The organism is Kosakonia sp. H02 (genome assembly GCA_030704225.1).
Classification (GTDB): domain Bacteria; phylum Pseudomonadota; class Gammaproteobacteria; order Enterobacterales; family Enterobacteriaceae; genus Kosakonia.
Genome location: CP131915.1, coordinates 177,869 through 190,710 on the forward strand (window position 1 = coordinate 177,869; position 12,842 = coordinate 190,710).

The 12,842-nt window shown below is 53.8% G+C and carries 8 protein-coding genes and 1 other RNA gene; 5 read left to right on the plus strand and 4 right to left on the minus strand.

Annotated features, from left to right (window positions below; genetic code table 11):
* Nucleotides 1-257: 257 nt before the first annotated feature.
* Complete coding sequence (locus Q5705_00915) at nucleotides 258-971, plus strand: EAL domain-containing protein (GenBank protein WLI77157.1); 714 nt, start codon at nucleotides 258-260, stop codon at nucleotides 969-971.
* Between the two features lie 62 nt (nucleotides 972-1,033).
* A complete protein-coding gene (gene selO, locus Q5705_00920) occupies nucleotides 1,034-2,476 on the plus strand; it encodes a protein adenylyltransferase SelO (GenBank protein WLI77158.1) in 1,443 nt (480 codons plus the stop codon).
* A 33-nt stretch (nucleotides 2,477-2,509) separates the two neighbouring features.
* Here selO and aroH read toward each other — a convergent pair whose 3' ends face one another.
* Nucleotides 2,510-3,556 carry a 3-deoxy-7-phosphoheptulonate synthase AroH gene (gene aroH, locus Q5705_00925; GenBank protein ID WLI77159.1) on the minus strand — a complete coding sequence of 349 codons (1,047 nt, stop codon included), beginning with the start codon at nucleotides 3,554-3,556 and terminating at the stop codon, nucleotides 2,510-2,512.
* A 154-nt stretch (nucleotides 3,557-3,710) separates the two neighbouring features.
* A complete protein-coding gene (locus tag Q5705_00930) occupies nucleotides 3,711-4,544 on the minus strand; it encodes a pyruvate, water dikinase regulatory protein (protein WLI77160.1) in 834 nt (277 codons plus the stop codon).
* Between the two features lie 331 nt (nucleotides 4,545-4,875).
* Here Q5705_00930 and ppsA point away from each other — a divergent pair, with 331 nt between their 5' ends.
* From ppsA to Q5705_00945, 3 genes are all read left to right on the plus strand, one after another.
* Nucleotides 4,876-7,254, plus strand: a complete 2,379-nt coding sequence (gene ppsA, locus Q5705_00935) for a phosphoenolpyruvate synthase (GenBank protein WLI77161.1) — start codon at nucleotides 4,876-4,878, stop codon at nucleotides 7,252-7,254.
* Nucleotides 7,255-7,470: 216 nt separating this feature from the next.
* Nucleotides 7,471-8,880 (plus strand): MFS transporter, encoded by a 1,410-nt coding sequence (locus Q5705_00940; protein WLI77162.1) that lies wholly within the window; start codon nucleotides 7,471-7,473, stop codon nucleotides 8,878-8,880.
* Entirely contained in the window at nucleotides 8,877-11,249 is a 2,373-nt protein-coding gene (locus Q5705_00945; protein ID WLI77163.1) for a glycoside hydrolase family 3 N-terminal domain-containing protein, read from the plus strand. The genes Q5705_00940 and Q5705_00945 overlap by 4 nt, the downstream gene beginning before the upstream one ends.
* A 55-nt stretch (nucleotides 11,250-11,304) precedes the next feature.
* On the opposite strand, the gene rprA is transcribed toward Q5705_00945, so the two are convergent.
* Together rprA and ydiK are read right to left on the minus strand one after the other, a co-directional pair.
* Nucleotides 11,305-11,412, minus strand: an RNA gene (gene rprA, locus Q5705_00950) — antisense sRNA RprA.
* Nucleotides 11,413-11,601: 189 nt separating this feature from the next.
* Complete coding sequence (ydiK, locus tag Q5705_00955) at nucleotides 11,602-12,711, minus strand: AI-2E family transporter YdiK (GenBank protein WLI77164.1); 1,110 nt, start codon at nucleotides 12,709-12,711, stop codon at nucleotides 11,602-11,604.
* Between the last annotated feature and the right edge of the window lie 131 nt (nucleotides 12,712-12,842).

Below are 12,842 nucleotides of genomic sequence, written 5' to 3' on the forward strand. Positions count from 1 at the left end.
TTTTGTTTGTCTTTACGTTGTGTTTTTTATTAAACCAGGATGTTTCCACTAATGGATATTTATAAGATTAATTATGATTAGCCTACACTAACAACCAGATACCAGAACAATTAGTGAGCAAGCGAATAAAAACGGAGAGGAGAGTAATAATAAAACGGGAAAAAAATGAGAATAAACTCATCGAAATCAGTAATTATGAAAAAATTTTCCTTATGTTTGTTAAAGCCGGATCTCACCCTTAATGCGGGGCTGGCACAATGATAGTTTCACTCGATGACACATATCGCTCTGAGCTTTTATTACTACCGGCAAGAAACGGTAACGGAATGCTTCGGGGTGTCGAAATTATTGTTAACTTTGCGGGGAAGGACAGCACTGTCCGCGCCCCCACAGAGCTGGTACTACCACGTTTGTCGCCAGCCGAAACGCTGGAATTGTTCACCGAGCAACTGGCACTTATAGAAGCTTGCCAGCTCTTTTTAATTCAACATCAATTGACCGCGTGGATTAATATTTCTCCTAATATTGTCGATGCATTACTGACGGATGAAACACTGGCTGCGCGTGTCAGAAAATTCCCTTTCCTCGAATTTACCGTCTCTGAGAATTATCCAGATTTAAATAAAGGCAGGGATAACCCGCCATTGTTTCTATTGGCGAAACAATATCCGCTGGTGCTATCGAATTTCGGAACCGGAACAGCATCGACAAAAGCCATTTTTGATGGGTTGTTTAAACGGGTGATACTGGATAAAAATTTCACCCAGCAGCGATTAACCTCTCCCTCTTTCGAACCCTTTATGCGCGCCATCATTTCGCAAGTCGAACCGTATTGCGAATCCGTAATGATTGCGGGCATTGATGATGAACAAGCCCTGAAACGGGCGGCCGCTTTTCAGTTCAGCGCCATGCAAGGTGCGCTCTGGCCACCCGTCACCGCCGCACAACTTACTACCCTGGTCCATCCATAGCCCTTGTTTTGCCCGGTGTTTAAACAACGAAGAAGGCACTACACTAAAAGGCTGGAGGACTTATGACCCTGACTTTTACCCCTCGCTGGCGGGATGAACTGCCAGATTTTTACACCGCATTATCTCCAACTCCGTTGCTCAATGCCCGCCTGATCTGGCGCAACCAGCCACTGGCGCAGACATTAGGCGTGCCCGACGCGCTTTTCCATCCCGAAACGAGGGCGGGCGTCTGGGGCGGAGAAACACTGCTGCCGGGTATGTCGCCGCTGGCGCAAGTCTACAGCGGGCATCAGTTTGGTGTCTGGGCCGGGCAACTGGGCGACGGGCGCGGTATTTTGCTCGGTGAACAACAATTGCCGGATGGCACCACCCGCGACTGGCACCTGAAAGGTGCCGGGCTGACGCCTTACTCGCGAATGGGCGATGGCCGCGCGGTGTTGCGCTCGACAATCCGTGAAAGCCTGGCCTCGGAAGCGATGCATTACTTAGGCATTCCGACCACCCGCGCGCTCAGTATTGTCACCAGCGATACGCCCGTTCAGCGTGAAACCCGCGAACAGGGCGCGATGCTGATGCGCATTGCCGAAAGCCATGTCCGGTTCGGTCATTTCGAGCATTTTTATTACCGTCGCGAAACAGAAAAAGTCCGCGAGTTGGCCGATTTCGTCATCCGCCATCACTGGCCGCAATTGCAGGATGAGCGCGATAGCTATGTCGCCTGGTTCCGGGATGTGGTGCGCCGCACCGCGTCGTTGATTGCCCGCTGGCAGGCGGTGGGCTTTGCCCATGGCGTGATGAATACCGACAACATGTCGATTCTCGGCCTGACTATCGATTACGGGCCGTTTGGTTTTCTGGATGATTACAACCCCGGCTTTATCTGCAACCACTCTGACTACCAGGGGCGATACAGCTTCGATAACCAACCGGCGGTGGCGCTGTGGAATCTCCAGCGTCTGGCGCAGTCGTTATCGCCGTTTATTGCTGTCGATGCCTTAAACGCCGCGCTGGACGAATATCAGCACATTTTGCTGACGGAATACGGCACCTTAATGCGTGACAAGCTGGGTTTTTTCACCGCGCAACAAGGGGATAATGAGATTCTGAATGCCCTGTTTGCATTAATGGCGCGGGAAGGCAGCGATTACACGCGCACGTTCCGTTTGTTAAGCCAGACCGAACAACAGAGTGCAGACTCACCACTGCGTGATGAGTTTATCGATCGCGGCGCGTTTGATAGCTGGTTTACCGGCTATCGCCAGCGTTTGCAGCAGGAAAATATCGACGATGCGCAACGGCAGCAACGCATGCAGAGCGTTAACCCGGCCGTTGTATTGCGCAACTGGCTGGCGCAACGCGCCATTGACGCGGCAGAGAAAGGTGATTTTGACGAGCTGGAACGGCTGCATGCGATTTTGCGCGAGCCGTTTAACGATCGCCGCGATGAGTATGCGCGCCGTCCGCCAGACTGGGGCAAACGGCTGGAAGTCAGCTGCTCGAGCTAGAAGTCATCTCCCGCCGCAAAGGGCGGGAGAGTTTCACAGGCGGGTGGCGACGGCTGCCGCCAGTTTTTCCAGCAGCAGTTCGCTATCATCCCAGCTCAGGCAAGGGTCAGTAATGGATTGCCCATAAACCAGTGGCTGGCCATTAACGATTTTTTGCGTTCCTTCTTGCAGGAAACTTTCCGCCATCACGCCGGCAATCGCCGTTGAACCGTTACGGATTTGCGTACAAATATCGTCACAAACGTCCAGCTGGCGGCGATGCTGCTTCTGACAGTTGCCATGACTAAAATCCACCACCAGATGTTCCGGCAGGCCGAATTCATGCAGCGTGTCGCAGGCATTAGCGATATCTTGCGCATGATAATTGGGCGTTTTACCGCCGCGCATAATGATATGGCCGTATGGGTTACCGCTGGTCTGGTAAATAGTCATCTGCCCGGTTTTATCCGGCGAGAGGAACATATGGCTGGCGCGCGAGGCGCGGATCGCATCTACCGCGATGCGTGTATTGCCATCGGTGCCGTTTTTAAAGCCGACCGGGCAGGAGAGCGCCGAGGCCATTTCACGGTGGATCTGACTTTCGGTCGTGCGTGCGCCAATGGCACCCCAGCTAATCAGATCGGCAATAAACTGGCCGGTCACCATATCGAGAAATTCTGTTGCCGTGGGCACGCCCAGTTCGTTGACCTGTAGCAGCAACTTACGCGCCAGTTCAATGCCGTGGTTAACCCTATAGCTGCCGTTGAGATCCGGATCGGAAATTAACCCTTTCCAGCCGACCACGGTACGTGGTTTTTCAAAGTAGGTACGCATCACGATTTCTAACTGCGCATGATGCTGAGTGCGAAGTGTTTGCAGGCGGCGCGCATAATCCATGGCCGCATCAAGATCGTGAATAGAGCAGGGGCCAATAATCACCAGCAATCGGCGATCTTCGCCATTCAGGATTTTTTCAATGCGTCGGCGGGACGCGGTGACCCGCTCCGCAACCTCCGGGCTGACAGGATAGCGCAGCGCCAGCTCCGCAGGCGTCACCAGGCTATCAATACGCGCAGTGCGAAGTTCATCAGTTTTGTTCATGGGAAGTCTCAAAAATTAGGTGCTTCAGCGGCAGGAATGCCGGAAGTGATGCGCAACACCTTAAACCAATCGCGGCTTATTACAAGCCTGGCTGTGATGCGCATCACATCTGTGGACGGCATAATAGCGCAGAATGCATTCATGTACTAGCTTGTTAGTACATGCGGCGATTCAGCCCCATAATATCGAGCATCTTGGTGGCGATTTCTTCGACAGAGTAGTTAGTACTGTTCAGGCACGGGATCTGGTTTTTGCGGTAAAGCGCTTCCACTTCCGCCACTTCCATGCGGCACTGGCGTAACGATGCATAACGGCTATTTTCTCGTCGCTCTTCGCGAATGGCCGCCAGACGCTCCGGATTAATGGTCAGACCAAAAAGCTTATGCTGCAACGGCTTCAACGCAGCGGGAAGGGTAAGGTTATCCATGTCATCGGCAATAAAGGGATAATTTGCCGCACGAATACCAAATTGCATTGCCAGATAGAGGCTGGTTGGCGTTTTACCGCAGCGTGAAACGCCCAGCAAAATCACTTGTGCCTGATCGAGATTACGCAACGAAATACCATCGTCATGCGCCAGGGTGTAATCAATTGCCGCAATCCGCGCGTCATATTTGATTAAATTGCCTGGGTTCAGGCCGTGTGTACGATGCGCAATCGGCGTCGGATCAAGTTTTAATTCCTGCTGAAGCGGAGCCACCAGCGCCTGCACGATATCCTGACAAAACCCTTCGCTTTGTAAAATAATGGCGCGAATTTCCGGGATCACAATCGAGTAAAAAACCAGCGGGCGGTTACCGGTTTGTTGATAGAGCGCGTCTATCTGCTCTTTCACGGCACGGGCGCGGCTCTCATTTTCCACGAACGGCAGGGTGATGCTGCTTACGGCCACCGGGAATTGTGACATGACCGCATGGCCTAATACTTCAGCGGTGATAGCGGTTCCATCGGAAATATAAAAAACGTGGCGATCTACAGAACTGTCCATTAACCTCATCCTGAATGTCATGCGTAATTATCTGAAAGCATAAATTAAATCTTCCAGGCTGCGTATAACCTTTTTCTCATTTTAAAATGAAATGCTGTTTTTATATTTACTGAACTGTACGGTTCACTTTTTTCGAGGACGTATAAAAAATAAGGACATAGGGAAAACAGAATTATCCAGGTGCGGTTTTAATGATGGGAATCTGTCCGAAAAACCAGAAAACCTAATTGCTTACACGATTCACCGTTTTTTCAACGGAATTAATTATGCCAGGATAAAAACGCAGTCAGACGTTTTATACCCATTCATATATCACAAAAGGATTGTCTCGATGTCCAACAATGGCTCGTCTCCGCTGGTGCTTTGGTATGACCAACTCGGCATGAATGATGTAGACAGAGTTGGGGGCAAAAATGCCTCCCTGGGTGAAATGATTACTAATCTGTCCGGCATGGGGGTCTCCGTGCCAAACGGATTTGCGACCACCGCCGACGCGTTTAATCAATTCCTCGAACAAAGCGGATTAAACCAGCGCATTTACGCATTACTGGATAATACCGACATCGACGACGTTTCCGAACTGGCAAAAGCCGGGACGCAGATCCGCCAGTGGATTGTGGATACGCCTTTCCAGCCGGAACTGGAAAAAGCTGTTCATGAAGCCTATGCAAAATTGTCAGAAGATGACGCGCAGGCCTCGTTTGCCGTGCGCTCATCAGCGACGGCAGAAGATATGCCGGATGCCTCCTTTGCCGGGCAGCAGGAAACCTTTCTCAATGTGCAGGGCTACGACGCCGTTCTGGTGGCGATAAAACATGTCTTTGCTTCTCTCTTCAACGACCGCGCTATCTCCTATCGCGTACATCAGGGCTATGACCACCGTGGCGTAGCGCTCTCTGCGGGCGTGCAGCGTATGGTGCGCTCAGATATCGCTTCGTCCGGCGTGATGTTCTCTATCGATACTGAATCCGGTTTTGATCAGGTGGTGTTTATTACTTCCGCCTGGGGCCTGGGCGAAATGGTGGTGCAGGGCGCGGTGAACCCGGACGAGTTTTATGTCCATAAACCGACGCTGGCCGCCGATCGTCCGGCCATCGTGCGCCGCACAATGGGCTCGAAAAAAATCCGCATGGTCTATGCACCGACCCAGGAACATGGCAAGCAGGTGCAAATTGAAGATGTGCCGCAGGACGATCGCGACCGCTTCTCCCTGACCGATGATGAAGTGCAGGCGCTGGCAAAACAGGCCGTACAGATTGAAAAACATTATGGTCGTCCGATGGATATCGAATGGGCGAAAGATGGCCATACCGGCAAACTGTTCATTGTGCAGGCGCGCCCGGAAACCGTGCGTTCGCGCGGCCAGGTGATGGAACGCTACACGCTGCATGCGCAGGGCAAAATCATCTCCGAAGGTCGCGCCATCGGTCATCGTATCGGCGCGGGTACGGTAAAAGTTATCCACGATATCAGCGAAATGAACCTTATCCAGCCGGGCGATGTGCTGGTCACCGACATGACCGACCCGGACTGGGAACCGATCATGAAAAAAGCCGCAGCGATTGTCACCAACCGTGGCGGGCGTACCTGCCATGCGGCGATTATCGCCCGTGAACTCGGCATTCCGGCGGTAGTCGGTTGTGGCGACGCCACCGATCGCATTAAAACCGGCGAGAAAGTCACGGTCTCCTGCGCCGAAGGGGATACTGGTTATGTCTATGCCGACCTGCTGGATTTCAGCGTGAAAAGCTCCAGCGTCGATACCATGCCGGATCTGCCGCTGAAAATTATGATGAACGTGGGTAACCCCGATCGCGCGTTTGACTTTGCCTGCTTGCCGAATGAAGGCGTAGGTCTGGCGCGCCTGGAATTTATCATCAACCGCATGATCGGCGTGCACCCGCGCGCGCTGCTGGAGTTTGATGACCAGGAGCCGAAACTGCAAAACGAAATCCGCGAGATGATGAAAGGCTTTGACTCGCCGGTTGAGTTTTACGTTGGCCGCCTGACAGAAGGGATTTCAACGCTGGGCGCGGCGTTCTGGCCAAAACGCGTGATTGTGCGTTTGTCAGATTTCAAATCGAACGAGTACGCGAATCTGGTCGGCGGCGAGCGCTATGAACCGGAAGAAGAGAACCCGATGCTCGGTTTCCGCGGTGCAGGTCGCTATGTGGCAGACAGCTTCCGCGATTGCTTCGCCCTTGAATGTGAAGCGGTAAAACGCGTGCGTAACGAGATGGGGCTGACCAACGTGGAGATCATGATCCCGTTTGTGCGTACCGTTGAGCAGGCGAAAGCGGTGGTGGACGAGCTGGCGCGTCAGGGCCTGAAGCGCGGCGAAAACGGGCTGAAAATCATCATGATGTGTGAGATTCCGTCGAACGCGCTGCTGGCGGAGCAGTTCCTCGAACATTTTGATGGTTTCTCCATCGGCTCTAACGATATGACGCAACTGGCGCTCGGTCTCGACCGCGACTCCGGCGTGGTGTCAGAACTGTTCGACGAGCGTAACGACGCGGTGAAAGCGCTGCTGTCCATGGCTATCCGCGCGGCGAAAAAACAGGGTAAATACGTCGGTATTTGTGGGCAGGGGCCGTCGGATCACGAGGATTTTGCCGCGTGGTTGATGGAGGAGGGAATCGATAGCCTCTCTCTGAACCCGGACACCGTGGTGCAGACCTGGCTGAGTCTTGCCGAACTGAAAAAATAATCGCTAATGTGAAATCCCCGGCATAATGTCGGGGATTTTTTTATTACACCCGCTTTTACGTGGCCGATCACAATAACTAAAAATCGTAAAAAGCCTGGTAATTATTGCAATTGTTACCCCCACACCTTCTTCCAATACTTGAGCCTGTAGTGAGCGGTGCGATAAGAATCTTCGCACCAGGTTGAAATACGTTTTCACCTCACAAGGCTAATAAAAATGACAATTTCCTCTGTCCTGCGTACTCAAGACAAAATAGGCTATGGCCTCGGAGATATGGCGAGTGCACTGGTCTGGCAAACGGCAACGCTATTTCTCGCTTATTTTTATACCGATGTGTTTGGCTTACCCGCTGCGATCATGGGGACCATGTTTTTAGTGGTTCGTATTATCGATGCGTTTGTTGATCCCTGTATCGGTGCGCTGGTGGATCGCACACAAACCCGGCATGGCCGTTTTCGCCCGTGGCTATTATGGTTTGCCATTCCGTTTGGCGTCAGTTGCGTTATCACCTTCTATGTGCCGGACGTCGGCGCGACGGGCAAAATTATTTATGCCTGCGTCACTTATGCCATTCTCAGTTTTATCTATTCCGCTATTAACGTCCCGTACTGCGCCATGCCGGGCGCGCTGACGATGGATCCTCACGAGCGGCATTCGCTGCAATCCTGGCGCTTTGGCCTGTCATTTATTGGTGGATTGATTGTTACGGTGATTGCGCTGCCGCTGGTGGCTCACCTTGGTGATGGCAACGTGCAAAAAGGCTATTTCTACGCCATGAGCATGATGGGCGTACTCGGTATTCTTCTTTTCTTCGGCTGCTTCTTTATGACCCGCGAGCGTTTTACGCCGCGTAATGATACCTCCGGGTCGATATTCAGCGATCTCAAACTGCTGGCGGCAAACAGCCAGTGGCGCATTGTTTTCCTGTTTAATATTTTGCTGTTAACCGCCGTGGTAACGCGCGGGTCGGCAACCATGTATTACGTCAAATATGTATTACAACGCCCGGAGATGGTGTTTACCTTTATTGTTTCGGGAATGATTGCCGCGCTGACAGGCGCATTATTATCGGCACGCTTATTGGGGAAATTCGATCGCGTTCGCGCTTATCAGTGGACAATTATTACTTTCGTGATCTTTGCGGCGCTGATTTTTATCATCCCGCCGACTCAGGTGTGGCTTATTTTTGCCCTTAATATTGTGTTCAGTTTTATTCAAAACCTGACCACGCCGCTACAGTGGACCATGTTCTCCGATGTGGTGGATTACGAAGAGCATCGCAGCGGGCGACGCCTGGATGGCCTGGTCTTTTCCACGGCGTTATTCGCCATCAAATTTGGCCTTGCGCTGGGTGGCGCAGTGGTGGGGTGGATCCTCGGCGCCGTCGATTACATTCCCAACCAGGCTCAACAAACTGCCACTGTACTGAACACCATCAACGCGCTGTTCACCCTGATCCCGTGCCTGCTATTTATCTGCATGGTGCTGCTGTTAACCCGCTACAAACTGAACAGCAGCGTTGCCGACAACATCGCTCAAGCGTTGTTGCGTAAACGTGGTGACAACCACAGCGCCACCGTGCCAGAGGCTTCCCCGGATATCAGTAACCCAGGAGTTACCCGATGACCACAATCTATAAAGACGCAAACCGCCCCGTTGCCGAGCGTGTGGCGGATCTTCTTGCCCGTATGACGCCGGAAGAGAAATTCGCCCAGATGCACGCCCTGTGGCTGGTGCTCTCGCAAGAGGGCGATCACCGCGAACGAACCGATCTCAGTGATGAGTTTGCCGGTGTGAGTGCGCAAGACGCGCTGGCTGAGCGGCTTAAACGGGGCATAGGGCAAATAACCCGCCCGCTGGGAACGCATATTGTTGATGCGAAAAGCGGCGTGCGCGCCGCCAACCGGCTGCAAAAAACGCTGATGGAAGAGACGCGCCTCGGCATCCCGGCGCTGTTCCATGAAGAGTGCCTGGTCGGCTTACTGTGCAAAGATGCCACCCTGTTTCCCTCTTCCCTGAATTACGGTTCCACCTGGGATCCGGCGCTCGTTAAACGCGCAGCGCAGCAGATTGGCGAGGAAGCGCGTTCCACCGGGTGTAAACAAGGCCTGGCTCCGGTGCTGGATGTCTCACGCGATGTGCGCTGGGGGCGAACTGAAGAGACATTTGGCGAAGATCCGTGGCTGGTCGGGGTAATGGCCTGCGCCTATGTTGAGGGCCTCCAGGGCGAGAAGCGCGATATGCTGGCAACGCTCAAGCACTATGTCGGCCACTCCTTTAGCGAGGGCGCGCGTAATCATGCGCCGGTCCACCTCGGTTTTTGCGAATTAAACGATACCTTCCTGTTGCCGTTTGAGATGGCGGTAAAACTCGCCAACGCCGGTTCGGTGATGCCGGCTTATCACGATATCGATAATCAGCCGGGCCATAGCGATCATTTTCTGCTCACCACCGTGTTGCGTGAGCAGTGGGGCTTTGACGGTCTCATTGTTGCCGATTACGGCGGCGTCAGTTTGCTGCACCAACATCACGGCGTGACGCACGATGCCGCTGAATCTGCGGCGCTGGCCTTTAACGCCGGGCTGGATGTGGAACTACCAAAAGATGATTGCGCGCGCCATCTGGCGCAGGCCGTGGAGCGCGGGTTGATTTCGATGCAGAAAGTGGACGAAATTGTGGCCCGCGTGCTGGCGGTAAAATTCCACCTCGGCCTGTTTGAACAACCCTATAGCGATGAGCAGGGCATTGCGCTGCAATCAGCGAAGACGCGGCAAGTGGCGCGTGACGTCGCTACCCGTTCGCTGACGCTGCTGGAAAACAACGGCATTCTGCCCTTAAGCGGTACACCAAACGTGGCGGTCATCGGCCCGACCGCCGACGATCCGCTGGCGTTACTGAGCGGCTACAGCTTCCCGGTACATCTGATAATCAGCGATATGCTGGAAGAGACCTCGCAGGTCACTACGCCGCTGGCGGCGTTACGCCAGACGCTGGGTGAAGGCAACGTTCGCTATGCGAAAGGCTGCCACATTATTGAAAAACGCATGGCGGGCGCACCGGTCTTTCCGGGTGATACTTCGGGTAAACCGATGCAACAATCGCCCGTATCAACCGATTTGAGTTTGATCCCGGAAGCCGTGCGTGTGGCGCAACAAAGCGAGGTCATTATTGCCTGTGTGGGCGATCTCGCCGGCTTGTTTCAGAGCGGGACGGTGGGTGAGGGCTCGGATACCGATAGCCTGACGCTGCCGGGGGTTCAGCAACAATTACTGCAAGCGCTGGTGGAAACCGGTAAGCCGGTGATTGTGGTGATGACCGGCGGTCGCCCCTATAACCTGCAAGGGCTGGAAACGAAAGTAGCCGCGTGGTTAATGGCGTGGGCGCCAGGTCAGGAGGGCGGCTGGGCGGTTGCCGATGTGCTCACCGGGCGGGCGGAGCCGCAGGGGCGGCTGGTGGTCAGCGTGCCGAAAAGCGCCGGGGCGATGCCCTATTACTACAACCACAAACTGAAAAGTGGCGGCACGCCGTTTGCCTTCCATTTTGGTTCGCGCTACCCCTTCGGTTACGGAAAAAGCTGGACGCAGTTCGCGTACGCTGCGCCTGAATTACTGACCCCGGAAGTGGCGATTGACGGCGAAATCGCGTTGCGTGTGCAGGTGACAAATACCGGTGAGCGCAGCGGCAGTGAAGTGGTGCAGCTCTACGTGCGCGATAAAGTCGCGTCGATGGTGCGGCCGGTGCAGGAGTTAAAAGCTTTCCAGCGCGTGGCGTTAAACCCCGGTGAAACGGCGGCGCTGACCTTCACCTTACCGGTCGATATGCTTAATTTCACCCGACGCGACGGGCAACGCATTGTCGAGCCGGGGGAGTTTGAGTTGCAGGTGGGCGCATCGTCGGCGGATATTCGTGGGCGTGTGACGGTGCAGGTCTCCGGGGAGACGCGCGTGTTGCCATCAGCGTGGCGAATGATGAGTCATTGTGAAGTAAACCGTTAACTTACTCAGCAGCCCATCACCACTGGTGGGTTGCGCTGTTTCGCCCGAAAAAAGGATAAAAAAAAGCCCATCGTGGGAGATGGGCAAAGACTACACACAGCAATTCGTTGTTTCACTCAGGGGATTTCCATGCTTATAAATCAAGGTGTTGATTTATAACCGTGTCCTTATAGTAGGCACGCTGGAATTTTGCGTCGATCAGATTCGTCTCATTAGTTAAAGGGACGTAAAGAATATATGCGCCAGATTGCGCATTCTGCGGGAGATTATGCAAGAAAATCGGAAATATGCCGTGGAAATGATAAGTATCGCTTAATGATTTATTAAGGCGGGCTACCCCGCCTTACGGGAATCAGGCGGGATCGTCTAAATCATGTACTTCGCTGAGGGCATTATCAGTTGGCGTCGAGGGTTCCGGCACTTCATTCACCCAGGCGGAGAAAAGACGCCAGGAGACCGCCAGTAACACCGGGCCGATAAACAACCCAATCATTCCGAATGCGACCAGCCCGCCAATGACGCCGGAGAGAATGAGGATCAGCGGCAAATCTGCCCCCAGACGAATCAGCACCGGGCGAATAAAGTTATCCAGCGTGGCTACCACGCAACTCCATACCAGCAATACCGTGCCCCATGTGGAATCACCGCTCCAGTAAAGCCAGATGATGGCAGGCACCAGCACCAATAACGGGCCAATCTGTATCAGACAGGTCATTAACATCAGCACAGTGAACAGCGTGGCGTAAGGGACACCGGAAATCGCCAGCCCGATACCGCCCAGTATCGCTTGCACCAGCGCGGTGACCACAACGCCCAGCGCGACTGCGCGAATCGCTTGTCCGGCCAGCAGTACCGCGGCATCACCGCGCTCAGCCGCCAGGCGAGCCGCAAAATGACGGATGCCTTTAGCCACCTGCTCTCCGCGCCAGTACAGGAGGGCGCTGAACAGCAGCATCAGGCCGCAGTGCAGCATAAATCGCCCGATATGTGCGGCCTGGCCGACAAACCACGTTGTGGTGGCGCCGACATAGGGGCGCAGCTTCGCCATAATCGCGCTGCCGCCCATATCCAGCAGGCTATGCCAGCCCGCGTACAGTTTTGCGCCGACCAGTGGAATGCTGTTCAGCCATACCAAATCAGGCGGAGACGAAACGCCGGTAGTAATGGCATGGATAACCGGGCCGCTGGAGTCAACCAGGCTATTAACCAACAGGGCAACCGGGATGATAAACAGCAGGATCAGCAGCAGCATCATCGCCAGAACCGCCAGCGAACGACGGCCAAACAGCACCCGCTGAAGACGCAGTAAAAGTGGCCATGTGGCGATCACCACCGTGCCCGCCCAGGCAAAGCCGAGGATGAAAGGCTGCACAACCCACAGACAGGCAATAATCATGATTGCTAAAAACAGTACCGACAGCATCAATTGCGGCACATCCCTGGACTGACGTATATCAACCATATGAATTATTCACCTTTAATAAGTGCTGAAAATGTGACGTTGCAGGACAACACCGGGAGTAATGATTAATGATTTCAGCGATTTTGCCCAGAAAGATTCTGCCTGCAATTCTGCTGGGCGCATAAGAAAAA

Coding starts and splice junctions, on each gene's coding strand:
- Q5705_00915 (WLI77157.1), top strand. CDS start 258: ATGATAGTTTCACTCGATGACACATATCGCTCTGAGCTTTTATTACTA.
- selO (WLI77158.1), top strand. CDS start 1,034: ATGACCCTGACTTTTACCCCTCGCTGGCGGGATGAACTGCCAGATTTT.
- aroH (WLI77159.1), bottom strand. CDS start 3,556: ATGAACAAAACTGATGAACTTCGCACTGCGCGTATTGATAGCCTGGTG.
- Q5705_00930 (WLI77160.1), bottom strand. CDS start 4,544: ATGGACAGTTCTGTAGATCGCCACGTTTTTTATATTTCCGATGGAACC.
- ppsA (WLI77161.1), top strand. CDS start 4,876: ATGTCCAACAATGGCTCGTCTCCGCTGGTGCTTTGGTATGACCAACTC.
- Q5705_00940 (WLI77162.1), top strand. CDS start 7,471: ATGACAATTTCCTCTGTCCTGCGTACTCAAGACAAAATAGGCTATGGC.
- Q5705_00945 (WLI77163.1), top strand. CDS start 8,877: ATGACCACAATCTATAAAGACGCAAACCGCCCCGTTGCCGAGCGTGTG.
- ydiK (WLI77164.1), bottom strand. CDS start 12,711: ATGGTTGATATACGTCAGTCCAGGGATGTGCCGCAATTGATGCTGTCG.